Raw genomic sequence first — 24,165 nt, 5'->3', positions numbered from 1 at the left:
CGGTTGGCAATCACCATGGAGACCGTGTCATGAAGATCCTTATCGTCGGCGCCAGCGGCACGCTGGGCCAGGCCGTGGCCGCCGAACTTGGCCAGCGCCACGACATCATCCGCGCGGGACGTAGCAGCGGCGATGTGCAGGTGGACCTGCGCGACCACGCGAGCGTCGCCGCGATGTACGCGAAGGTGGGTGAACTTGATGCGGTCGTGTGCGCCGCAGGCAAGGTGCCGTTCGCACCGCTCGCCGATCTCACCGAGGCGAAGTACCTGGAAGGCCTGAACGACAAGCTGCTCGGCCAGGTGCGACTGGTGCAGGCTGGCATGTCCGTGCTGCGTGATCGCGGTTCGTTCACGCTGATCACCGGCATCCTCACGGAGCAGCCGATTCTTGCCGGTGCATGCGCGAGCATGGCGAACGGTGCCGTCGAGGCGTATGCACGTGCTGCGGCCATCGAGCTGCCCCGAGGCCTGCGCATCAACGTGGTCAGCCCCACCGTGCTGACCGAAGCCATGGAAGCCTACGGTCCGTTCTTCCGTGGTTTCGAGCCCGTGACCGCCGCGCGGGCGGCGCAAGCCTTCGCCCGCTCCGTCGAAGGACTGCAAACCGGGCAGGTCTACAAAGTCTGGTAGGCAACCGCTCCTACAGGCGGCCTGTAACCTTTTGGTCGTGGCGAGCGAATTCCTTTGTGTCGTCCCACAGGAATCGCTCCCCATGCGCCTTGCACGTCTTGCTGTCTCGCCCCTGCCGCTCCCCGCCGACTGGTATGCCTTGCCGCTCCGCTTGATCGTGGGCTTTGGCTTCATGCAACACGGCTACGCCAAGCTTTCGCGTGGGGCGGGGGACTTCATCGGGATTCTCCACGCGATGGGCCTGCCGCACGCCGAGCTGCTTGGCTGGGCCACGATCCTGGTGGAGCTTGGCGGTGGTCTGATGGTGTTGTTGGGCGCGTTGCTGCCGCTGGTGAGCGTGCCGATGATCGTGGTTCTGCTCGTTGCCATCATCACCGTGCATCTGCCGAACGGCTTCAGCTCGATCAAGCTGCAGGGCTTCGATGCGATGGGTGCGCACTTTGGCCAGCCCGGGTATGAAACGGATCTTCTCTACGTCGCTGGACTGATCGCGCTCGCGATCGGCGGCCCAGGCCCTCTGTCGGTCGACGGCCTTGTAGGAGCGCGCTTGCGTGCGATCGCGCGTAAGCGCGCTCCTACACTTCAGTTGCCTTAAGCCGTAACGAGCGGGCGTTCGATCGCGGCGATGCCGCTGCGGGCATGGTCGGCGATGGTGCCGGCCAGGCGCAGCGCATCGAGAAAGGTATCCACCTCGTCGGCGCGGCCCGTGTATTCCACGACGGACTGGCCACCTTCACGCTGGAGAAGGCGTCCGCCGAAGCGGCCGAGGCAGGTATCGACGGCGTCGCCGCTGGCCTCCACGCGCGCCACGAGCAGCTCGCGCTCCACGTGCTCCTTTCGCGTGAGCTCGCCGATCTCGATCACATCCACGAGCTTTGCCGATTGCTTGATGATCTGCTCTACGACGGCGTCGTCACCGAAGATAACGAGGGTGAGCCGCGAGACATCCTCATCGTGGGTGGCCGCGACCGTCAGCGATTCGATGTTGTAGCCGCGTGAGGCAAACAAGCCTGCCACGCGGGCCAGTGCACCGGCCTCGTTTTGCAGCAGGATGGAAATGGTATGGCGCATGGTCAGAACATTCCCGTCGGCTGGCCGCTGGGCGCGACAGGCGCGCTGCGGCTCGCGATCCAGTCACCGGTGATCATCTGCGAATAGGTGGCGCCCGGTCCCACCATCGGGTACACGCCGGCATCCGGATCGATGATCACTTCGAGGAAGGCGGGGCCGTCGAACGCGAGGAAGTCGGCGATCGTCGCGTCAATCGCCTGTGGGTCGTCCAGACGCTGCGCCCAGTCGAAGCCATCGGCCTGCGCGGCGCGGACGAAGTCCTTCTTGTGCAGGCTCTTGTCGGAAGCGGAGAACCGGCCTTTGAAGAACAGTTTCTGCCACTGCCGCACCATGCCGTCGCCACTGTTATTCAGCACCACGACCTTCACCGGGAGGCCATAGGTGGTGACCGTCTCCAGCTCGCCGATGTTCATGCGGATGCTGGCGTCGCCATCGATATCGATGACGGTGAGGTCGCGCCTGGCGAACTGCGCGCCGATGGCGGCGGGCAGGCCGAAGCCCATGGTGCCCATCGAGCCCGAGGTCAGCCAATGCCGTGGCTCGCGGAAATCGAAGTACTGCGCCGCCCACATCTGATGCTGGCCGACGCCGGTGCTGATGATGGCGCGGCCGTTGGTAATTCGGTTGATCGCTTCGATCACGGCACACGGCTGGATCGCTTCGCTGTCGCGGCAGAAGTTCATGGCGTGGTCACGCTTTAGTTCAGCGACATGCCGGTGCCACGCGGAGAGATCCTTGCGGAAGCCTTTGCGTGCGCCATAAGCCAGCAGGCGATCCAGTGTCGTATCCAGCGAGCCGACATGGTGCCAGTCCACCGCCTTGACCTTGCCAATCTCGGCGGGGTCGATATCGATCTGGGCAATCGTCTTCGCGCGCGGTGCGAACTGATCCGGCACGCCGACGACGCGATCGTCGAAACGGGCGCCAAGGGCGAAAACGAAGTCGCAATCGTCCATGGCGTAGTTGGCATAGGCGGCGCCGTGCATGCCGAGCATGTGCAGCGCGAGGGGATCGGTAGTGTCGAAGCCACCAATCCCCATCAAGGTGGTGACCACGGGGATGCCGAACGCATGGGCGAACTCGCGCAGTGGTCCGGCGGCACCGGCCGCGACCACGCCGCCGCCGGCATAAATCAACGGGCGCTCGGCACGGGCCAGTGCGTCAAAGAACTCAGCGCAATGCTCATCGCTCAGGGTGGCCGACTCAACGGCGTGCAGCCGCTGCCGGTAACCGCGCACGGGCAGCTCGCGCCGGCCTTCAAAGATGAGCGGCGCATTCTGCACATCTTTCGGAATATCGATGACAACAGGACCCGGACGGCCGCTGCGCGCGATATGAAACGCGGTGCGCATCGTGGCCTCGAGGGTGGAGGCATCGGTGACCAGGAATACATGCTTGGCGCATGAGCCCATGATCTGGCTGATCGGTGCCTCCTGGAAGGCATCGGTGCCGATGGCGCCCGTGGGCACCTGGCCGCTGATGACCACCAGCGGGATGGAGTCGGCCATGGAGTCGCGCACCGGCGTCACGGCGTTCGTGGCGCCGGGGCCGGAGGTAACCAGTGCGACGCCCACGCGGCCAGAAGCGCGTGCATAGCCGGCGGCCATGAAGCACGCGCCCTGCTCGTTCGCCGGGACGATGAGCGGCAGTGGCTCGCTACCATCCGCACCGGCGTGGTCGGCGTTGAAACGGAATACCGCGTCATACACGGGAAGGATCGCGCCACCGGAGTAACCGAAAAGGACATCGAGGCCTTCATCGGCAAGTACCTGCACGACGATATCGGCGCCAGTCATGGCGCGCCCGGCCAGGGGGTGCTTCGAGGTGGTTCGGCTAATGTCGCCGACGGTATCCAGTTGCGCGTTCACGTAGGTTTCCTTGTAAGCAGGCGTGTCTCGTTTTTGCAGGAGCGTGCAAGCGCGCTCCTGCAACAGCGGCGTCGACTAGGCGGTCTTGGTCGCTTCCTCGGCGGGCTTCGGCTGGTTTGCAGCCAGCCACGGCATGCGGGCACGGAGCTGTGCACCCACCTTCTCGATTGGATGCTCGAGATCGCGCTGCTTGAACGCCTTGTAGTTCGGCAGGCCGGCCTTGTACTCGGCGGTCCACTCACGGGCGAAGGTGCCGTCCTGGATATCCTTCAGCACGGCCTTCATGCGCTCCTTGGTGCCTTCATCCACGACGCGGGGGCCGCGGGTGTAATCGCCGTACTGCGCGGTTTCGGAGATGAACTCGAGCATGCGAGCGATGCCGCCTTCGTAGAACAGATCCACGATGAGCTTCAGCTCGTGCATCACTTCGTAATACGCGATCTCCGGACGATAGCCGGCTTCGACCAGGGTCTCGAAGCCCTTGATCACCAGCTCGGAGGCGCCGCCGCACAGGACGGCCTGTTCGCCGAACAGATCGGTTTCGGTCTCTTCCTTGAAATCGGTTTCGATCAACATGGCGCGTGCGCCGCCGATGCCAGCCGCATAGGCGGTGGCCTTCTCGGTGGCGTTGCCGGTCGCGTCCTGGTGCACCGCGTACAGACACGGCACGCCGCGACCGATCTCATACTCACGGCGAACCAGCGCGCCCGGACCCTTCGGTGCGACGAGCACCACGTCGATGTCGGCGCGCGGGGTGATCTGGCCGAAGTGCACGTTGAAGCCATGGGCGAACAGGAGGGTGGCGCCCGGCTTGATGTTGGCCTCGATCGCATCCTTGTAAATGCCCGGCTGGGTCATGTCCGGCGTGAGCACGGCGACGAGGTCCGCACCACGCACGGCCTCGGCGGGTTCGGCGACAGCGAAACCATCGACATAGGCGCGGTTCCACGACGGGCCGCCCGGGCGCAGGCCGACGACCACGTCGAGGCCGGAATCCTTCAGGTTCAGTGCATGGGCGCGGCCCTGGCTACCGTAGCCGAGCACGGCGATACGGGCGTTCTGCAGCGGAGCGGTGGTGGCTTGCTTCTCGGTCATGATCGTTTCCTTGGCAGAAAATTTTGTGGGGTGGGACGTTTGGTTGTAGGAGCGTGCTTGCACGCGATCGGGGTTGCGTCAGGGCCGATTCGCGTGCGAGCACGCTCCTACAAAAGCGGGGGTTAGTTACCGATGAGTTCCTGGGTCATGTCCTCGTCTTCGATTTCGCGGCGTACGCGCGGGGCGGTGGCCGGGGCATCGTCGAACGCCTGGGTGACGGCGCCTTCCGCGGCGGAACCGACGAGGCGGGCGTACTTCGCCAGTACGCCGCGTGTCACCTTCGGCGGCACCGGGCGCCATGCCGCACGACGTGAGGCCAGGTCGGCATCGGTGCGCAGCTCACGCGTGGTGGCATCGATGAAGATGGCATCGCCTTCGCGCAGCAGGCCGATCGGGCCACCGCGTGCGGCTTCCGGTGCGATGTGGCCGACCATGAAGCCGTGCGTGGCACCACTGAAGCGGCCGTCGGTGATCAGTGCCACATCGTTGCCGAGACCACGGCCGACGAGCGCCGCCGTCACGGCCAGCATCTCGCGCATGCCTGGGCCACCGGCGGGGCCTTCATTGCGGATGACCATCACGTCACCCGCGCGGATGCGACCGGCCTGCACGGCGGCGAAGGCGTCTTCCTCGCTCTCGAACACGCGCGCCGGGCCAGCGTGGCTGCTGCGACCGTGGCCGGCCAGCTTCAGGATGCAGCCTTCCGGCGACAGATTGCCGTAGAGGATGCTGTAACCACCGCGCGGCTTGAACGCCTGGCTCACCGGGCGCACGACGACCTGGCCTTCGGTGGCCGGCGGCGCGGCATCCAGTTCTTCAAACAGCGTACGGCCAGTGACCGTATCGGTGTTCGTGAGCATGCCGGCGGCGCGCAGTTCACGAGCCACGACGGCAACGCCACCAGCCGCTGACATTTCCACGGCGCTGTAGCGGCCGCCGGGCATCAGGTCGGCGATGACCGGCGTGTTCTTCGATGCGGGCTCGAAATCCTCGATGGAAAGCGGCACGCGCGCTTCGTTGGCCATGGCCAGCAGATGCAGCACGGCGTTGGTCGAACCGGCGGTGGCGGCGACGACACGGGCGGCATTGTCGAACGCGGCACGGGTCATCACATCGCGTGGCTTGCGATCGGCGTTGAGGCATTCCATGGCCAGCTCACCGCAGCGGAACGCGGCATCGCGCTTCGACGGGTGCGTGGCGGGAATATCGTTCAGGCCCATCGGGGTGAGGCCCAGCGTGGTCAGCACCATCGCCATGGTGTTGGCGGTGTACTGGCCACCACAGGCACCGGCACCCGGGCAGGCATGGCGCTCGACGTCGTCCAGTTCTTCATCACTGATCTTGCCGGCGCCATGCGCACCCACCGCCTCGAAGACGTTCTGCACGGTAATCGCGCAACCATTACGGCTGCCGTGATCGATGCTGCCGCCGTAGAGCGCGACGCCCGGGATGTTAAGGCGGGCCAGCGCCATCGCCGCGGCGGGGATGGTCTTGTCGCAGCCGCACAGCACCACCATCGCATCGAGGCAGTGGCCATCGACCGCCAGCTCGATCGAATCGGTGATGACCTCGCGGCTCACCAGCGAAGAGCGCATGCCGGTGGTACCCATGGCGATGCCGTCGGTCACCGCGATGGTGTTGAACTCCACCGGCGTGCCGCCCGCGGCGCGCACGCCTTCGGCCGCGGCTTCAGCGAGCTCGCGCAGGTTGAGGTTGCACGGCGAGACGTTGGACCAGCTGTGCACGATAGCGACCATCGGCTTGGCGATGGCGGCGTCGTCCAGGCCGGTGGCACGCAGCATGGCACGTGCCGGTGCGCGGTCCGGGCCGGTCTTGATCGCATCGCTACGCAGCGTGCGGATGGGGATCTTCCGGTTGCTCATGCGGCCTCCGCCTTGGCTTGGATGGCGTCCAGGACAGCGCGGGTCACGGCATGCGTGGTGGCCGTGCCGCCCAGGTCGCGGGTGAGGTTGGCTTGCTCGAGAACGTGGTCCACCGCGGCTTCCACCGTCGCGGCTTCGTCCGCCAGGCCCAGCGAATGGCGCAGCAGCATGGCCGCCGACAGGATCGTGCCCAGCGGGTTGGCGATGGCCTGGCCGGCGATATCCGGTGCGGAACCGTGGATCGGCTCGTAGATGCCGGCGCCCGGGCCGCCGATGGACGCGGACGGCGACAGACCCAGCGAGCCCGCCAGCACCGACGCCTCATCAGTCAGGATGTCGCCGAACATGTTCTCGGTGACGATCACGTCGTAGTCGGCCGGGTGGGTCAGCAGGTGCATGGCCATGGAATCGACCAGCTGGTGTTCCAGCGCCACATCCGGGTACTCGGCACCCATGCGTGTTGCCACCGAACGCCACAGGCGCGAGGTCTCCAGCACGTTGGCCTTGTCGACCGAGGTGACCTTCTTGCGGCGGGTACGGGCCAGCTCGAAGGCGTGGCGCACGACGCGCTCCACTTCCTCGACGCTGTAGCGGCATTCGTCGGTGGCATCGGTTTCGCTGCGCGTCTTCGCGCCGAAGTAGATACCGCCGGTGAGTTCGCGGATGAAGACCAGATCGACACCCTGGGTGCGCTCGGGCTTCAGCGGCGAGAGCGCGGCGGTACGCGGGTGCAGCTTCAGCGGGCGCACGTTGGCGAACACGCCGAGCAGCTTGCGCATGGCCAGCAAGCCCTGCTCCGGGCGGATCTTCGCCGACGGGTCGGACCACTTCGGGCCACCCACGGCGCCCAGAAGGATCGCGTCGCAGGCGAGCAGCGCGTCGCGCGTGGCCTGCGGCAGCGGATCGTTGAAGCGGTCGATGGCGTCGCCGCCGATCGCATGCTCGGTGAAGGTGAACTGGTGGCCGTAGCGTTCGGCGACGGCGCGCAGCACGGCCACGCCAGCTGCGGCGACTTCGGGGCCAATGCCGTCACCCGGCAATACGACGATCTGGGCCTTCTTCATGCGGCTTTCTCCACGCGTTGTTCATAGGCGTTGATGGTGCTGTCCTGCTGCAGCAGGAAGCCCATCTGGTCCACGCCGTTGAGCAAGCAATGGCGGGCGAACGGTTCGAGTTCGAAATGGATGGTTCCGCCATCGGGCAGGCGGATGCTGCTGCTGGCGATATCGATGCGCAGCTCAACGCCGGGGTTATCCAGCAGCCAGCGGTGTTCGGCATCGGAAAGCACGATGGCGAGCAGGCCGTTCTTCAGCGCGTTACCGCGGAAGATGTCGGCGATCTCGTTGGAGATGACAGCCTGGATGCCGTAATCCAGCAGCGCCCACGGCGCGTGCTCGCGCGACGAGCCGCAGCCGAAGTTGCGGCCGGCCACGAGGATCGAGCAACCCTTCGCCTGCGGCTGGTTCAGCGGGAATGCCGGGTCATCGCTGCCGTCGGCGGCATAGCGCCAGTCTTCGAACGCGTGCTTGCCGAGGCCGGTGCGTTCCGTCGTCGTGAGGAAGCGCGCCGGGATGATCCGGTCGGTATCGATGTTTTCATCGCGCAGCACCGCGGTGCGCGAATGCACGTAGGTGAGCGGGCGGGTCGTGGTGCTCATGCGGCGACTTCCTGGTTCATGTAGTCACGCGGGTCGGCGACGCGGCCGGCCACGGCGGAGGCAGCGGCGACAAGCGGGCTGGCCAGCACGGTGCGTGCGCCCTTGCCCTGGCGGCCTTCGAAGTTGCGGTTGCTGGTGGCGACGACGAGCTGGCCCGGCTGGGCCATGTCACCGTTCATGGCGATGCACATGGAGCAACCCGGCTGGCGCCATTCGGCACCGGCGCTCAGGAACACTTCGTGCAGGCCTTCGCTTTCCGCGTCACGGCGTACCTGTTCGGAGCCGGGTACGACGAGCATGCGTACGCCTTCGGCGACGCGGCGGCCACGCAGGATCTCGGCGGCGGCACGCAGGTCGGAGAGGCGGCCGTTCGTACAGCTGCCGATGAACACGACATCGACCGCTTCGCCGGCGATCGGCTTGCCTGCGGTCACCTTCATGTAGTCCAGCGCGCGCTGTTCCAGTGCATCCGCGGCGGCCGGCACGGGCGCGTGGATGGGCACCACCATGCCGGGGTGGGTGCCGTAGGTGACCGAAGGCTGGATCGTCGATGCATCGACGCGGACTTCGCGATCGTAGGTGGCACCTTCATCGGTGGTCAGCGTGCGCCAGTTGGCGACGGCGGCCTCCCATGCGGCACCCTGCGGTGCGCGCTCGCGGCCCTTCAGCCATGCGAAGGTCTTTTCGTCCGGTGCGATCAGACCCGCGCGAGCGCCGGCTTCGATCGACATGTTGCACACGGTCATGCGCTCTTCCATCGACAGCGCACGCACCGCCTCGCCGGTGTACTCGAGCACGTGGCCGGTACCACCGCCGATGCCGATCTTCCCGATGATGTGCAGGATCAGATCCTTCGCGGTGACGCCGGGCTGCAGCTGGCCATCGACGTGGATGGCGAACGACTTCGGTTTGCGCTGGAGCAGGCACTGCGTGGCCAGCACATGGCCGACCTCAGTGGTGCCGATGCCGAAGGCCAGTGCGCCGAACGCGCCATGCGTCGCCGTGTGGCTATCGCCGCAGACGATGGTCATGCCCGGGTGCGTCGCACCGACTTCGGGGCCCGCCACGTGGACGACGCCACGATGCGGGCTATCCCAGCCCATCAGGTCGATGCCGAACTCGGCGACGTTGGCCTCGAGCTTGGCGACCTGGGCTTCGGCTTCCTTCGTGAAATACGGGCGCTTGCCATCCGCGCCGGCCGGCAGGGTGGGAGTCGAATGATCCAGCGTCGCCAGCGTGCGATCCGGACGGCGCACCTTCAGGCCGCGCGTGCGCAGTTCGTCGAACGCCTGCGGCGAAGTCACTTCGTGGACCATGTGCAGGTCGATGTACAGCACGCCCGGCGTGCTATCGGTCTCGGCCGTTACCTGGTGGGCATCCCACACCTTGTCGAACAGGGTGCGCGCGCTCATGCCGCGACCCTCCCGGCCGTGGCTTCTTCCACCGGCGTGAGCCAGCCCCAGCGGTCTTCGGTGCGGCCATCGAACAGGCCGAAGAAGGCATCCTGCAGGGCGCGGGTAATCGGTCCCGGGCGGCCACTGCCGACGGGCTTGCGATCGACCGAGCGCACGGCGGTCACTTCGGCGGCGGTGCCGGTCATGAACACCTCGTCCGCGAAATACAGCATTTCGCGCGGCAGCGGCTGCTCGACCACTTCGTAGCCCAGCTCCTTCGCCAGGATCAGGATCGAATCACGGGTGATGCCACACAGGATCGACGCGGCAGCGGGCGGGGTGTAGATCACGCCCTTGCGCACCACGAAAAGGTTCTCGCCCGCGCCTTCGCTCAGCAGGCCGTCGGTACCCAGCGCGATGCCTTCGGCATAACCGCCGTTGATCGCTTCGCGCGCGATCAGCTGGCTGTTGAGGTAGTTGCCACCCGCCTTCGCACCGCTCGGGAACGTATTCGGCGCCGCACGGTTCCAGGAGGAAACGCAGACATCGACGCCTTTCTCGATCGCGTCGGCACCGTGGTACGCGCCCCAGGGCAGCGCGATGATCGCGACATCCACGGCGGTATCCAGCGACGGCGCCAGGCTGAAGGTGAAGCCGCTGCGATACACGATGGGGCGCACGTAGGCAGACTTCAGGTCGTTCGCGGTGATCACCTCGCGGCAGGCGCGGTTGATCGTGGCGGCGTCGTACGGCATCACCAGGTCGTACACGCGAGCCGAGTGGAACAGGCGCTCGGTGTGCTCATCCAGGCGGAAGTAACGCGGGCCATCCGGCGTGCTGTACACGCGGATGCCTTCGAATACGGAGGAGCCGTAGTGCAGCGCATGTGCGCCAACGTGGCAGGTGGCTTCGGCCCAGGCCTTGATGCGGCCGTTGTGCCAGAGATGGGTCGGGGCTTCCATGGATCCTCCTTCAGGACTGGACCGCGACGGCCGCGGTCTCGTTTTCGGCTTCGAATGCGCCCATGAGCGCGACGAGGTCATCGTTGGTAACGGAGCGCTGCTGGTCGGCGACGACCTTGAAGCGCTCGAAGACGGCATCCAGTGTGGTTTCATCGACCTCGTAATCGAGTTCGACGAGGCGCTGGCGCAGGGCGTGGCGGCCCGAGTGCTTGCCCAGGACGAGCGAGGTCTTCGCGCCGACATCCTGCGGGCTCATGATTTCGTAGGTGCCGCGATGCTTGAGCATGCCGTGCTGGTGGATGCCCGATTCATGCGCGAAGGCGTTATCGCCCACGATGGCTTTGTTGCGTGGGACAGCCTGGCCGGTCACTTCGGTGAGCAGGCGCGAGGTCGGGTACAGGTGCTGGGTGACGATGCCGGTATCCAGCTTGAACAGCGGGCGGCGCGTGTGCAGCGCCATCACGATCTCTTCCAGCGCGGCGTTGCCGGCGCGCTCGCCGATACCGTTGATCGTGCATTCGACCTGGCGCGCACCCGCGCTGATCGCAGCCAGGCTGTTGGCGACGGCCATGCCCAGATCGTCGTGGCAATGCGTGGAGAAGATGACCTTGTCCGCCCCGCGCACGTGTTGCTGCAGGTAGCGGAACATCTCGATGATTTCAGCGGGAGTGGTATAGCCGACGGTGTCGGGGGCGTTCAGGACGCAGGCGCCGGCTTCAACGGCGACCGAGAAGATCTCGGCGAGGTAATCCGGCTCGGTGCGCAGGGCATCTTCGGCGGAAAATTCAACTTCGTGGGCCAGGGCCTTGGCCCGGGTGATCGCCGCGGCGGCGATGTCGATCACTTCTTGCTTCGATTTCCCCAGCTTGTGCTCTCGGTGCAGCGGGGAGGTGGACAGGAACAGGTGGATCCGTGATTGCCTTGCCCCTTCCAGGGCCTTTCCGGCGGCATCGATATCACCGGGTTGGCATCGTGCCAGCGCGGCGACCGTCGGAGTTTTCAGTGTCCTTGCGATCTCGGCGACGGCGGCGAAATCATCGGGTGAAGCCTGCGGAAACCCTGCTTCGATGATGTCGACGCCCAGTGCTTCCAGGGCATGCGCCATGCGCAGTTTGGCGCGTCGGTCCATGGAAAACCCAGGGGCCTGTTCGCCGTCGCGCAAGGTGGTGTCGAAGATACGCACGCGGCCTACGTCGCTTTCGACGTTGCCTGGTGTGTTGCCCTGGTGTGCTGGATTCATGTCTGGCTCCGCTCGTTGTCGAGGCGGGCTGGAGGCATTAAAAAACCCCGCATCCGTTACCGGGTGCGGGGTTCTTAAGGAGTCTTCAGGTTATTTTCGTTTCACCTGGACACTTGCCCTTAGCCCGCACCTCCGCAGGTAATAAGTACAAGGTTAATAAGAAGGAGGCCGCCGCCGAGACGCAGCTTTCCGTCGACCTTGGTAAGTCGATTCAGGGAAAAGCGGCCATGGGTGGTGCGCTGCGTCATGCGGTCGAACGTACGTCACCCGTTTGACGCGTGTCAACAGTTTCTGTTGAAAGAAGTTTCCTAGGAACGTTTGGACGGCTATCCGTCCATGACGTGGTTTGGTCGCCCAGCCCGCGCCGGAATGCGGCCTCTCGCGAAGTGGTATACCCCGCGCGCCGCACGAACTTTCGCACAGCTGACGACCCCTCATTCCCCTGTAGGAGCGCGCTCGCGCGCGATGTCGAAGCGCGACCAACGCCATCTATTCACGGGTAGGCGCACGACCAGCGTACGAGCACTCCGCGCCGAGTCCGATGGTTACACCCGAAACCACCGCACACGACACCAAATCGCACGTCGCAACGCCCCTCGTGAGAAGAATCCGAAAAAAGAACAAGTGTGATCCAGTTCACATTCCGTTCGTTGACCCACCTTTCCTCCGCTACCTAGACTTGCCGCCGTTCCCAGAGGAACGCCAACCCAAAGGAAGTTTCATGGCCAATGTTCGGAAGGCCGGGGCGCGCATGCTTGCGCGGCTCGCGGCTGGCTTTTGCCTCGTTTTCCCCCTCGCCTCACTCGCCGACGACGGCATGGCTCCGTTTCCTGAATACGAGGGCGATAGCCGCTGGTCCAGCGTGCCCGCCCAGGCGGCCGGTTGGCAGATGACCGCCAACTGCGCGTGGGAGGGGCGTATCGGCTGCACGATCGCGCAGGTCGTTACGACTTCGACCGGCTACGCCTACCACTACCACTACACCGATTTCCGACCCGGCGGTGGCTCCGAGCTGGTCGAGAGCGATGGGTTCGGCGTGGGCGCGTGGTCCTGTCCGGCCAATTTCGGGATCTATACGGAATTCATGGGGATGGAAGTGGGCCCATACCCCAACCGCATGCTCGACATGGGCACCGGGTTCCCGGTCCGCTGCAAGGCCCTCAGTCGCGTGCTGCCTGAAGCAGGCGAGGCCGTCGTTGGCGCCCCTGAGACCGTCGAACGTTTTGACCAGGGGAGGCTGCTCGAGCGCCTGGTCCGGGGAGGGGACCCCGTGACCTGGACCGTGGCATGGGACGCCACGGGCGCGGACATCACCGGACGCGGGGAGCATCTGGTGGTGGACGCACGCATTGAGCAAGGGAGGGTGGTGTCGCTAGGGAGTGGGCTCCAGCTGGAGTACGGCATCGAGGGCACGCTGGACACCGTGCGGGGATTGGGTGGCACGTTGTTCTCGCGGGACGTCGTCCATGACCCGGAGGGTCGGCTTGTCGCGGCGCTTCGGGCGGCGCGCCATCAGCTCCCCAGCGGGCCAGCCTCCGAGCCGATCGCCACCCTGGCACGCCTGGGCGAATCGATTGACGCGTTGCTGGATGGCAGCGGCCGCTAAACGACCGACAAGGAGTCGAAATGAAGTTACTACGTTTCGGGTGCGTCGCCCTCGCGGCCGCCCTGTTCAGCACGCACGCCCTCGCAGGCTCCCATCTGGTCGCCACGCTCCGCGATAGCGCGCCGCCCGGCTTTCACGATCGAGTCCTTGTCACATTGACCCTAACCAACGATGGTGACGAACCCGTGCACTATTTTAAAGCGGCTACCCCGTTCATCGAGACCGGAGGGGGACTGCCGCGAGATCAGTTTCTGGTGACTGACGCGTTCGGGTATAAGGCGCGCTATCGTGGCGCGTGGGTTAACTTTGGCCACTTGCCAGCATCGCTGTTCGAGATCATGCAGCCCGGCGAGACCCTGGAACGGACCGTGGACCTGACGAAGGAATACGACTACGGCAACGGTGGGCCGTTCACGATCAGGTATGACCTCTCAATGGACTGGGCCTTAGAGCCGACGCAGAGCACCGCGGAGCAGCGCGCGGCGTTCCTGAAAAGCGATCAGGGAATGGTCTCGTCCAACGAAATCGTGATCATCGCGCCGCCGTTCGTGGAGCCTGTACGCACGTGGCTTTCGGAAGGGATGCGGGCTGACGGACTTTAGCCAGGAGCTATCGCGCGCAAGCGCGCTCCTACAAGAGCCTGCGCAGGTCTGTTGTAGGAGCGTGCTTGCACGCGATGGGGGTGCCTCGCGGCTCAGGCCGCCGCGGCATTCGGCTGTGCCGCCATCCGCTTGAGCGCATTGCGGTCGACCTTGCCGAGGCTGCCGGTGGGTAGCGTGGCGAGGACGTGGATGCGGGCCGGCACGTAGACACGGGAGAGGCCTTGCATCACATGCTCGCGCAGGGCATCGAGGTCGAGGGTTGAGCCGGCCTGCGCGACCACGAAGGCGATCGGTACCTCGCCAAGATCCGCATCGGCGGCGCCGACGACGCAGCATTCCTTCACCGTGGGGTGCTTTTCGAGCTGGTTCTCGATGAGGCCCGGCGAGAGATTTTCGCCGCCGCGGATGATCACATCCTTGATGCGGCCGGTGATGGTGATGTAGCCCTCGCTGTCGAAACGACCGAGGTCACCCGTGCGCAGCCAGCCGTCGACGATCGGCGATTCCACCTCAGCGCCGATATAGCCCTGCATTAACACCGGGCCGCGAATGCGGATCTCGCCATCCTGCCCGGGAGCCACGCGCTCATCGGTGCCAGGCTGGAACAACGCCAGCTCCTGGCCTTCGAGCACGGTGCCGATGCTGCCGATCTTCCGCGCGTTCGGCGGGTTCATCGTGGTGGTGCAGGTGGCTTCGGAAAGACCGTACGACACCACCAGAGGCACGCCGAACGCCGCCTCGATGGCCTCATGCAATGCCGGGGTGATCGGTGCGGAGCCGCAACGAAGGAAACGCAGCGATTCGAACCGTTCGCCGGACTCGAGCTTGGCGAGTACGCGCGAGTACATCGTCGGCACGCCCGTGACATACGTGGGCCGGTAATGGCGCAGGCAATCCACGATGTCGTCGGCACGGAAGCGCTCCACGAGCGCGATCTCCGCACCGGCAAGTAGCGGCACGACGAGCTGGTTGTTGATTCCGTTCGTATGGTGCAGCGGCATGATATGCAGAAGACGATCAGCCGCCGTCACGCCCGTATGCGCGCTTACGCCGCGGGCGTTGGCCATGAGGTTGCCGTGAGACAACAACACGCCCTTCGGCCGACCCGTGCTGCCCGAGGTAAAGAGCAGCAGGGCGCGATCTTCCTCCGTGAGGGCGGGTGCATTGAAGGGAGCGTCGGAAGCCATGGACGCCAGCGGCACGGCCCTGGCATCGATCCCGGCAAGCGCTTCCGCGCAACCACCCGGCATGTCGGCTTCGTCACACGCCAGCAAGCGCATACCCACCGCGCCCATGCGCGAAGCCAGCTCTTCCGAAGAAATGCGCGCTTCCATCACCGTCGGGCAGAGCCCCGCACGCATCGCACCAAAGAACGCAGCGACACATTCCACGGTCTTGGCCGACGCGATGCCGACGAAATCGCCACGCGACAGCCCTGCGTGACCGAAGCCCGAAGCATAGGCCTCGATGCGGTCGGCGAACGCACTGTAGCTGACCACCTGGTCGCCAACGAGAAAGGCGCGGCGGCCAAGCGCCGCATGCGCACGCAACGCATCGTGCAGCAGGGACGAGAGGGAGAACGAGTTCATGCCGCCGCCTCCGGGCGGAGACGCACCCCCGCATCGCGTTCGAACGTGCCCATCGGGTCGAGTGAGCGCAGGCCGTCGCGCTCGCGTGCCGTGGGCAGCTCGGCCGGCGTGGCGCCTTCCGCATCGAACGCGAAACCGGTCCGCGCGCGCACCTCATCAAGCGAGCTCTCGGGGTGCCAGGACTGCAGTGCCAGCTTGCCGTCGCGCTTGATGAACACCGCGATCGGCGTAACGACGCCGTGCATGCCACCCGCCGCCGTGAGGAAATCGAGCTTCTCCACCATCGTGCGGCGCGAGTGCTCGGTGCGCCAGGTGACCGCGCGACGCGCCGTCGGCAGCATCACTGCACCACCGCCGCCACCGGGCAGGCGGACCTTCGGGTTATGCCAGTCGCCGATGCTCGACACATTGGTCTGGCCCAGGCCATCGACCTGTGCCGCGCCCAGGAAGCACAGATCCATCTTCCCGCGCGTGCAGAGGTCGTAGAAGTCCTCGTTTGAGAAGATGGAACGCGAACCTTCGGCCAGCACCGGATCGGAGCTGGAGATGGGAATGGCGGAAGGCTGCGGATCGACGCCGCCAGCGACATTGATATAGGTGTACTCGAAATCGTACGCGCGCTTGGCGAGCAGGCAGGCGAGCATCGGCAGCGTGGAGTTCACACCGCTGAAGGTGATTTCGTTCGGGCGCACGAAGCGTGCGAGGTTCGTCACGATGAACGAGAACGGTGACCATGACTCACGCATGGGCGGCCTCCTTGGCTTCCGGGGCTGCGGCGAGATGGGCAGCGAGCACGTCGTCGCCCGCAGGCAGGTAGGCCTCGACGGCCGGGTAATCCACCTCGTAATGCGGCCAGCACGAACCTGGCCACGCACCACCCGGCACGATGGCGATGGCGTCGACGAGGAAGTGCGGGATAAGCGTGAGTTCCGGCTGGGTCGAGAACGAGGCGCTGCTCGCGACCCGCTCGGCGATCACCAGCACGCGCTTCGCGGAGCGCGACATGATCCGGTCCCAATGCGAGGTGCCGAACACGCGCACGTCGCCCTCGGGGCTCACTTCGTTCGCGTGGATCACCGCGAAATCCGGGGTGATCTTCGGGATCACATAGACCTCTTCGCCCGTACCGTACGGATCTTCGATCTTCTTCCAGCCATTGAGCTCGGGCACGGCTGAGCCGTGCAGGCCGCCGCAAGGCTGGAACGGCACGCCGAACGCCGAGGCGCGCAGGCCGGCGGTGAGGCTGGCGCAGGCGTGTTCCTCGAGCTCGATTTCCTTCTGCTCCACCGCCTTGCGGTAGTACGGCGCGAGGCCGAAGTTGCCTTCCATCGCGACGATGCCGGCGCGGGTACGGCGCACGCAGCCGGCGCGGCACAGGATGTCGATGTCGTAGCCCGGCGATTGCTTGATGATCTCGAGGTCGCGTTTGCCCTGGCGGATAAGCTCGCGGACGAACGAGAACGGGCCGCGGTGGAGGAAGCTGCCACCAAGCGCGAGGGAGCTGCCGTCGGGGACCATGGCGGTGAGATCGCCGAGCGGGATGATCTTGGAAGTACTCACGGAGATTCTCCGGTTATTTGCCCAGGGCTTCGCGGTACGCACGCAGCCGGCCCTGCAGGCCGGGGCGTGCCGCGGAGGCAACGAGTTCGGCCATGTCGGCCGCGCGGGTATCGGAACGGGTGACTCGGAACAGCCGGGTGGTGGCGTCTTCGCCCAGGCCGTGCATAGCGGTTTCGGCGCGCGTGCGTTCGCCGGCCCATGCGTCGGCATCGGCTAGTACGGTCACGAAGCCACGTGCGTGCGCCTCCGTCCCTTCAAAGGTGATGCCTTCCTGCAAGACTTGCCGGGCCCAGCTTTCGCCGACCATCGCGGCGAAGCGGCGGCTGCCGAGCACGAGACCGAAACCGAGCCCCGGCATACGGAAGCTGGAAGAAGTGGTAGCGACGCGGCGATTGCACACGGCGAACAGATCCACGCCGGCGCCAAAGTTTCGCCCCTGCGCGAAGGCAAGCGTGTCGTAGGACGCATGGGCCACGCGCTGCAGCAACTGTTCGATACGGACGAAGCGCAGTACGAGGTCGCCTTCGCTCTGGGTATCGTAGCCACCAAAATCGAAGCCGGCGGAGAAGTTCTTGCCTTCGCCGCGGAAGATCACCAGGCGCGTACCGTCGCTATCCGCCTGGTCAAGTGCTTCGTGCAGCGCTTCCACCAGCGAAGCGGACAGCGCATTCATCTTTTCGGGGCGGTTGAGCGTGAGCTCGAGCACGCTGCCGGTGCGGGAAACGAGCAACTCACCCATGGCTGGCCTCCGCCACGGGTGTGGTCTCGCCGAACACTTCGACATTGTGCTCGCCCAGGGCCGGCGGGCGACGGTAGATCGGCAGACCTTCACCGGCGAAGCGCAGCGGCGATGCGAACGTGCGGGTGACGACGCCCGACGGCAGCTCCAGCGGCTGGACCCAGCCCATGTAGGCCACCTGCTCATCGGCCAGTGCTTCGGAGTAGCTGTTGAGCGGAGCGCACGGCACGCCCGCATCGCGGAACATGGCCAGTACCTGCTGCACCGAAAGTGTCTCGAATACTGATTCAAAAATCTGCTTCAGCTCGGCCTGATGTTGCGCCCGCAAAGCGGTGGAACCGAAGCGTTCGAGGCCGGCAAGCTCCTCGCGGCCGATCGCGGCCGCGGCGGAACGGAACAAGGCGTTGTTGCCCGCCGCCATGGCCACATAGCCATCGGCCACCTTGAACGCCTGGTACGGCGCATTGCGCGGATGCGCAGAGCCGAGCTTCACCGGATCGATGCCGCTGCCGAAGTACTGGCTGGTCTGCAGCGCACCCACGGCGAGCGAGGCGCCGAACATCGACGCATCGATGTGCATGCCCTTGCCGTTGACCTCGACCTCACGCAGACCGCTGGTGACAGCGAACGCGGCGTAAAGGCCCGTGGCGAAGTCCGACAGCGGCACGCCGCACTTCACCGGCGCGCCGCCTTCCTCGCCAGTGACGCTCATCACGCCGGCCATGGCCTGGATCGTGAGGTCGAAGCCGGCCTCGCGGGCGCGCGGACCCTCCTGGCCGAACGCCGAGATGGAGCAGTAGACCAGGCGCGGGTTGATCTTCGACAGCGTGGCGAAATCCAGGCCGAGGCGCGCCATGACGCCGGGGCGGTTGTTCTCGATCACGACGTCGGCGTTGGCCGAGAGCTCGCGGGCGCGAGCGTTGTCTTCCGGATCCTTCAGATCCAGCGTGACCGAACGCTTGTTGCGGTTCACCGAGGCGAAGTTCTCGCTGAAGCCCTCGCTGATGGGCGGCCAGGCGCGCATGCTGTCGCCGCCCTCGGGGTGTTCAACCTTGATCACATCGGCGCCCATGTCGGCCAGCAACATGGCGCAAAACGGGCCCGCGGCCACGCTGCAGAACTCGATAACTCGAATGCCTTTCAACGGCTGCACGTTTGCTACTCCTTAAGGGGAAATCAGGCGGCGGCGACCGGCGGGTAGCCGGCCTGCGAATATCCGAGCGCGCGCGAGAGGCCGAGCGCGGCCTCCATCACCAGCTCGCTGTATTTGCGGACGCTGGCCGGGCGCAGGCGCTCGACGGGTCCGGAGATGCCGAGGGCGGCCACGGGCATGCCATGCATGTCGAAGACGATGGCGGCGACGCCACCCACGCCTTCGCGCCATTCGCCGCGGTTCACGGCGAAACCCTGGCGGCGCACGCGGGTGAGTTCTTCGAGCAGCGCATCGATCGTGGCGATGGAGCGCAGCGTCGGTGAAGGCAGGCGCGCCGGCAGCTGGCTGAGGACGCCTTCACCCTGCCACGCGAGCAGCGCCTTGCCCGACGCGACGCAATGCGCGGGCGCGCGGCCACCGATGGTGGAGTAGGCACGTACCGGCTGCGGCGATTCGATCTTGTTGAGGTAGATGACGTCGGTGCCATCCAGGATCGAGAGATGGATGGTTTCCTTCGTGAGCCGCGCGAGCTGCTGCATGAAGGGATCTGCGCTCTGCCGCACGTCGATGCGTGCCACGACGCCGCTAGCCATCTCGAACAGCTTCAGCGTGCATTCGTAGGTGCCGGGCGCGGCGGCGGGCCGGACGTAGCCTGCCGCGCTCAGTGTCTGCAGCGTGCGGTGCACGTTGCTCTTGGTCAGCTCGAGCTCTCGGGCCAGTTCGCTGACGCCTCGGGCGCCCCGCGAGCGGGCAATCGCTTCGAGGACATTAAGGCCTTTCAGAAGGGTGGTATCCATCGTTCCAATATCCAAAACGGCGTTCTAAATAACCGTAAACCCGATCGAAAAGCGCCGTCAAGCGATGCTGCAACGCATCAAAATAACTAGGCGAATCAACGTATTACATAGTGGAACGGGTCGAAAAAACCTGTTGACGCCCTCTTGCCGGGTCTGCTTGTATGTTTTACATCACGGTACGGCGTCTCAGTATGTGGAACGCGCTAAAGCCGTGTCATCCTGCAATCGTCTCGGGGAGAGATCGGCATGGCACAGGTGCAACAAGGCGGCTCGCAATTCGGCCGCGTCTTCAAGGTCGTCAGCGGTAACTTCCTTGAGATGTTTGATTTCATGGTCTACGGCTTCTATGCCTCGGCCATCGCCCACGCGATCTTCCCGAACGCGAGCGGCTACATTTCACTGATGATGTCGCTGATGACCTTCGGCGTCGGCTTTCTCATGCGTCCGGTCGGCGCCATCGTGCTCGGCGCCTATATCGACCGGCACGGCCGGCGTAAGGGCCTCATCGCCAGCCTCGGCATCATGTCGATCGGTGTGCTGATCATCGCGTTCACGCCCGACTACGCCACCATCGGCATGGCGGCCCCGATCCTCGTCCTGGTCGGCCGCCTGTTGCAGGGCTTCTCCGCCGGCGCCGAATCCGGTGGCGTCTCGGTGTACCTCGCCGAGATCGCGCCGCCGGGCAAGCGCGGCCTGTATGTGGCATGGCAGTCGGCCAGCCAGCAGGTGGCGGTGATCTTCGCGGCGATTCTCGGCGTGGTGCTGCGCTTCTCGCTGAGCGAGGAACAGATCATGGCCTGGGGCTGGCGTATCCCGTTCGTGATCGGTTCCCTGATCGTGCCGCTGCTGTTCTATATCCGCCGCACGCTGCAGGAGACCGAGGCGTTTGAAAAGCGCGCCAAGACGCATGCACCGACGCTGCGCGAGATTTACGCCGGCCTGCTGACGAACTGGAAGATCGTGCTCAATGCGGTGCTTCTGGTGACGTTGACCAGCGTGATGTTCTACCTGATCACCGCTTACACCCCGACCTACGGTAAAGAGGTATTGAACCTCACGGCGCGCGACGCCTTTGCCGTCACGGTGTGCGTAGGTATCTCCAACTTCATCTTCGTGCCGCTGATGGGCGCGCTGTCGGACAAGATTGGCCGCGTCCGCACCCTCACCATCTTCTCCATCGCGGTGGCGGTCACGGCGTACCCGGCAATGGCCTGGCTCGTCGCCGATCCATCCTTCGGCCGCATGCTCGCCGTGCTGCTGTGGCTCTCCTTCCTCTACGGCGGCTACCAGGGCGTGATGGTGGTGAGCCTCACCGAGATGATGCCGGCGCATGTGCGTGCATCGGGCTTCTCCGTGGCGTACAGCCTTGCCCAGGCGATCTTCGGCGGGTTCACTCCGGCGGTGAGCACCTGGCTGATCCATAGCTCGGGCGACAAGGCCATGCCGGGTGCGTGGCTCGCAGCCTCCGCGGTCGCCAGCATCATCGGCGTGTGGATGCTGCATCGGAGCGGCGCCCCGGTGGGCAAGGGAAACCGTGCGGCAGCCTCGGCGGAAACCGCGGCTACCAAGCACACCGTAGCGCGGGTGGCCCACTGATGCGCCGGCGCCTGCTTGCGGCGGCGACGCTCGCCTGCGTCGCTGCCGGTGTCCACGCGGACGATTTCTTCCGCGATGCGACGGTGGATGGCGAGGTTCGTCTCTACCGGTTCGACCGCAACTACGACAATCCGACTAGCAAGGATTCGTTCTCCAACTCGCTGGCTGGCCTGCTGACCGTGAAGAGCGGCAAGGTGGGTGGCTTCAGCCTGGTGGCGACCGGCTTCTCCGCGCACTCGTTCGGCACGCAGTCCCACGACACGAGCCGTATCGATGCATCGCTGATGGGCCCGGATAACGTCATCGACGGCTTCTCGCAGGCCTATCTCGAATACGCGAACAAGTGGGTTACAGTGCGCGCAGGCGACCAGTACCTCAGTACGCCGTGGATGGGCCAGTCGGATTCGCGTGTCATCCCGGCGTCGTACCAGGCGGCGTCCGTCGACTTCAAACCAGCGAAGGGCTGGGATATTTACGCGATCCGCTCACTGCGCTGGAAGAGCCGCACGTCGGATGGGTACAACGACGATAACGTGTACTACCCCTCGACGTATCACGGCGACAGCATGTACGGGAACAACGGCTCACTGCCTGCTTCCGCCCGTTCGCAGGATGGCACCACGGCGATCGGCAGCACCTACGTCACCAAGGGGCTGAAGGCGCAGGCCTGGTACTACGACTTCGAGCACTTCGGTCAGATGGGTTACATCGACGGGATGTATACCTTCCCGATCGATTCCGAGGTGAAGCCGTTCCTCGGGGCGCAGATCGTTCGCGAGACCAGCGGATCGAACAACGTCATCGTCGATACGCATACGAAGATCACGGGTAAGGCCGGTGAACGCGTCGACGCTTCGGCCTGGGGCCTCGATGCTGGTTTCAGCCTTGGCCATGCGAAGTTCGATGTGTCGTACAACAAGCTCGACAGCGACCGTAACGCCGTGGGCTATGGAGCGATCATCTCGCCGTATACCAACACGTACGCGACCGATCCGCTGTATACGACCTCGATGTTGCGTGGCCTCGTTGAGCAGGGAGCGGGCCATGCGTGGAAGGCGCGTGCGCAGTACAACTTCCTCAACGACGATCTGCAGGTGATCACTTCGTACGCGCATTACGACACCGTGCTGCGCGGTACCAGCCACGATCTGTACGTCGATATCGTGTGGAAGCTCGACAAGCTTCTGAAGGGTCTGCAGCTGCGGAACCGTTGGGAGCATACGGTCGGCGGCAAGAACGCCCTCAATCCCGGGAATATGCCGTGGACCAACAACCGGTTGATGCTTAGCTACAAGTTCTAAGCGCCGCCGCAACCCCGATCGCGCGCAAGCGCGCTCCTACAAGGGCGGCGTGGTCGGGGATCGCGCGCAAGCGCGCTCCTACAAGAGCCTGCGCACGTCTTGTGTAGGAGCGTGCTTGCACGCGATGGGAGTGCCTCAGTACTCCCACCCACGCAACCACTCAGCGAAGAGCCGCCCATCGGCAGCCAGCGGTTCGGCGACGGCCTCCCGCGCGAGCATCGTGGCCAACGCCTCCGGCACTTCAATGTCGCGCCCGATCAACGGCTCGACAATCGTGTCGAACTTCGCTGGATGCGCGGTGGCGGCCATCGTCCACGCCCGTGTATCGCCCCCGAGCCGGCGCTGTTCGAACACGCGCACCGCCGTGGCGGTATGCGGGCAGAACACCTCGCCGTCGCTGGCCGCGTGCCGGCGGATCGTGTCGCGGATGGTGGCGTCGTCGATACCGTGCGCACTGCCGTTCAATCGCGCGGCTTCTTCACTACCAAACAGGTGACGCAGGCGCTCGAAGTTGCTGGGGGCACCCACGTCCATGGCGTTGGCAATGGTGGCGATCGCATCACGTGCCCGATACGGCTGGCCGCCGAAGAACTCCGGCAGGGTGTCATTGGCATTGCAGGCGAACACCACCTCACCGATAGGCAGGCCGATCTCGCGTGCCCACAGGCAGGCCACGGCATTACCCAGGTTGCCGGTGGGCACGATGACATTCATCGGGCCGTCGTCCGCATGCAGCGCGGCATGGCCGAAATACGCCATCTGCGGCAGCAGGCGTCCCAGGCTGATGCTGTTGGCGGAAGAGAGCGGCACATCCGCCTGCAGCGCCGGGTCGCCCAGCGCGCCCTTCACCAGCCGCTGGCAGTCATCAAAGCTGCCTTCGACACGAAGCGCGCGCACATTGCCGCCGAAGCTGCCGAGCTGGTGGGCCTGGCGCGGCGAGACGCGATTGTCGGGGTAGAGGATCGCCACGCGCACGCCGGGCAACCCGTGGAACGCGGCGCCCACCGCGGCGCCCGTGTCACCGGACGTCGCCACCAGGATGGTCAGCGGCTGTTCCGCGCCTGCGCGGAGACGCACGATGCAGGCGGCGAGGAAGCGCGCGCCGAAATCCTTGAACGCCGCCGTTGGCCCGTGGAAGAGCTCCAGCACATGGGCCCCGGCGATACGCAGTTCACGACGCGGCGCGGGGTGGGCGAACGCATCGGCGCAAATCGCCTCGAGTTCACCCGCCAGGCCGTCACCCTCGAAGAACGGTTCGAGCATGGCGGCAGCGGTACTGGCAAGGAAACCACCGGCCGGCAGCTTGCCCACCCGCGGCATCACCTCGGGAACGAACAGCCCACCATCGGGCGCAAGCCCCGCTGCGATGGCGGAAGAAAGGGACACCGGCGCGGCGCCGCCGCGCGTACTCACATAGCGCATC

20 protein-coding genes and 2 pseudogenes are annotated in these 24,165 nt (G+C 65.5%); 6 read left to right on the top strand and 16 right to left on the bottom strand.

Annotation, left to right across the window (positions count from 1 at the left end):
* Positions 1-29 precede the first annotated feature (29 nt).
* Positions 30-629, top strand: coding sequence for a short chain dehydrogenase (locus tag L2Y96_RS21365; protein WP_247330302.1), 600 nt, complete (start codon positions 30-32; stop codon positions 627-629).
* 82 nt (positions 630-711) lie between these two features.
* A pseudogene (locus L2Y96_RS23105) lies at positions 712-951 on the top strand (DoxX family membrane protein); the annotation flags it as partial.
* Positions 952-1,220: 269 nt separating this feature from the next.
* On the opposite strand, the gene ilvN reads toward L2Y96_RS23105, so the two are convergent.
* From ilvN to L2Y96_RS21315, 9 genes and pseudogenes are all read right to left on the bottom strand, one after another.
* The gene (ilvN, locus tag L2Y96_RS21355) at positions 1,221-1,700 is read right to left on the bottom strand and encodes an acetolactate synthase small subunit (RefSeq protein WP_247330299.1); all 480 of its coding nucleotides are present in this window, start codon (positions 1,698-1,700) and stop codon (positions 1,221-1,223) included.
* Between the two features lie 2 nt (positions 1,701-1,702).
* On the bottom strand, positions 1,703-3,496 hold the full coding sequence (gene ilvB, locus L2Y96_RS21350) for a biosynthetic-type acetolactate synthase large subunit (protein WP_247337179.1): 1,794 nt from the start codon (positions 3,494-3,496) through the stop codon (positions 1,703-1,705).
* Positions 3,497-3,643: 147 nt separating this feature from the next.
* The gene (gene ilvC / locus L2Y96_RS21345; RefSeq protein WP_247330297.1) at positions 3,644-4,663 is read right to left on the bottom strand and encodes a ketol-acid reductoisomerase; all 1,020 of its coding nucleotides are present in this window, start codon (positions 4,661-4,663) and stop codon (positions 3,644-3,646) included.
* Between the two features lie 122 nt (positions 4,664-4,785).
* Positions 4,786-6,546 carry a dihydroxy-acid dehydratase gene (gene ilvD / locus L2Y96_RS21340; protein ID WP_425492470.1) on the bottom strand — a complete coding sequence of 587 codons (1,761 nt, stop codon included), beginning with the start codon at positions 6,544-6,546 and terminating at the stop codon, positions 4,786-4,788.
* A complete protein-coding gene (gene leuB, locus L2Y96_RS21335; RefSeq protein WP_247330295.1) occupies positions 6,543-7,610 on the bottom strand; it encodes a 3-isopropylmalate dehydrogenase in 1,068 nt (355 codons plus the stop codon). Before leuB ends, ilvD begins: the two co-directional genes overlap by 4 nt.
* Positions 7,607-8,203 (bottom strand): 3-isopropylmalate dehydratase small subunit, encoded by a 597-nt coding sequence (leuD, locus tag L2Y96_RS21330; RefSeq protein WP_247330294.1) that lies wholly within the window; start codon positions 8,201-8,203, stop codon positions 7,607-7,609. Before leuD ends, leuB begins: the two co-directional genes overlap by 4 nt.
* Positions 8,200-9,615 carry a 3-isopropylmalate dehydratase large subunit gene (gene leuC / locus L2Y96_RS21325; protein ID WP_247330292.1) on the bottom strand — a complete coding sequence of 472 codons (1,416 nt, stop codon included), beginning with the start codon at positions 9,613-9,615 and terminating at the stop codon, positions 8,200-8,202. The genes leuD and leuC overlap by 4 nt, the downstream gene beginning before the upstream one ends.
* The gene (locus tag L2Y96_RS21320) at positions 9,612-10,559 is read right to left on the bottom strand and encodes a branched-chain amino acid transaminase (protein ID WP_247330291.1); all 948 of its coding nucleotides are present in this window, start codon (positions 10,557-10,559) and stop codon (positions 9,612-9,614) included. Before L2Y96_RS21320 ends, leuC begins: the two co-directional genes overlap by 4 nt.
* Positions 10,560-10,623: 64 nt before the next feature.
* Positions 10,624-11,799 (bottom strand): annotated as a pseudogene (locus tag L2Y96_RS21315) (2-isopropylmalate synthase); the annotation flags it as partial.
* 721 nt (positions 11,800-12,520) lie between these two features.
* Between L2Y96_RS21315 and L2Y96_RS21310 the strand changes: the two are divergent.
* Together L2Y96_RS21310 and L2Y96_RS21305 are read left to right on the top strand one after the other, a co-directional pair.
* Complete coding sequence (locus L2Y96_RS21310) at positions 12,521-13,405, top strand: hypothetical protein (RefSeq protein WP_247330289.1); 885 nt, start codon at positions 12,521-12,523, stop codon at positions 13,403-13,405.
* A 20-nt stretch (positions 13,406-13,425) separates the two neighbouring features.
* Positions 13,426-14,007, top strand: a complete 582-nt coding sequence (locus L2Y96_RS21305; RefSeq protein WP_247330287.1) for a hypothetical protein — start codon at positions 13,426-13,428, stop codon at positions 14,005-14,007.
* A gap of 92 nt (positions 14,008-14,099) precedes the next feature.
* Here L2Y96_RS21305 and L2Y96_RS21300 read toward each other — a convergent pair whose 3' ends face one another.
* The 6 genes from L2Y96_RS21300 to L2Y96_RS21275 are packed head-to-tail and all read right to left on the bottom strand — an operon-like array spanning position 14,100 to position 19,845.
* The gene (locus L2Y96_RS21300) at positions 14,100-15,596 is read right to left on the bottom strand and encodes a class I adenylate-forming enzyme family protein (protein WP_247330285.1); all 1,497 of its coding nucleotides are present in this window, start codon (positions 15,594-15,596) and stop codon (positions 14,100-14,102) included.
* Positions 15,593-16,342, bottom strand: coding sequence for a CoA-transferase subunit beta (locus tag L2Y96_RS21295; RefSeq protein WP_247330283.1), 750 nt, complete (start codon positions 16,340-16,342; stop codon positions 15,593-15,595). Before L2Y96_RS21295 ends, L2Y96_RS21300 begins: the two co-directional genes overlap by 4 nt.
* A complete protein-coding gene (locus L2Y96_RS21290; RefSeq protein WP_247330281.1) occupies positions 16,335-17,156 on the bottom strand; it encodes a CoA transferase subunit A in 822 nt (273 codons plus the stop codon). Before L2Y96_RS21290 ends, L2Y96_RS21295 begins: the two co-directional genes overlap by 8 nt.
* A gap of 13 nt (positions 17,157-17,169) precedes the next feature.
* Positions 17,170-17,895 (bottom strand): enoyl-CoA hydratase/isomerase family protein, encoded by a 726-nt coding sequence (locus L2Y96_RS21285; protein WP_247330279.1) that lies wholly within the window; start codon positions 17,893-17,895, stop codon positions 17,170-17,172.
* Positions 17,888-19,048: a CaiB/BaiF CoA transferase family protein gene (locus L2Y96_RS21280; protein ID WP_247330277.1), complete on the bottom strand. Its 1,161-nt coding sequence runs from the start codon at positions 19,046-19,048 to the stop codon at positions 17,888-17,890. Before L2Y96_RS21280 ends, L2Y96_RS21285 begins: the two co-directional genes overlap by 8 nt.
* A gap of 23 nt (positions 19,049-19,071) precedes the next feature.
* Positions 19,072-19,845 carry an IclR family transcriptional regulator gene (locus tag L2Y96_RS21275; RefSeq protein WP_247330274.1) on the bottom strand — a complete coding sequence of 258 codons (774 nt, stop codon included), beginning with the start codon at positions 19,843-19,845 and terminating at the stop codon, positions 19,072-19,074.
* A gap of 246 nt (positions 19,846-20,091) precedes the next feature.
* Between L2Y96_RS21275 and tcuC the strand changes: the two genes are divergently transcribed.
* On the top strand, positions 20,092-21,441 hold the full coding sequence (tcuC, locus tag L2Y96_RS21270; protein WP_247330272.1) for an MFS transporter: 1,350 nt from the start codon (positions 20,092-20,094) through the stop codon (positions 21,439-21,441).
* Positions 21,441-22,742: an OprD family outer membrane porin gene (locus L2Y96_RS21265; protein WP_247330270.1), complete on the top strand. Its 1,302-nt coding sequence runs from the start codon at positions 21,441-21,443 to the stop codon at positions 22,740-22,742. The genes tcuC and L2Y96_RS21265 overlap by 1 nt, the downstream gene beginning before the upstream one ends.
* Before the next feature lie 135 nt (positions 22,743-22,877).
* On the opposite strand, the gene thrC is transcribed toward L2Y96_RS21265, so the two are convergent.
* Positions 22,878-24,164 (bottom strand): threonine synthase, encoded by a 1,287-nt coding sequence (thrC, locus tag L2Y96_RS21260; RefSeq protein WP_247330268.1) that lies wholly within the window; start codon positions 24,162-24,164, stop codon positions 22,878-22,880.
* Between the last annotated feature and the right edge of the window lies 1 nt (position 24,165).

It is taken from the genome of Luteibacter aegosomaticola, assembly GCF_023078475.1.
Taxonomy (GTDB): domain Bacteria; phylum Pseudomonadota; class Gammaproteobacteria; order Xanthomonadales; family Rhodanobacteraceae; genus Luteibacter; species Luteibacter aegosomaticola.
Note: the sequence above shows the minus strand (reverse complement) of the source record. Positions and strands in the feature narration are given on the sequence as shown.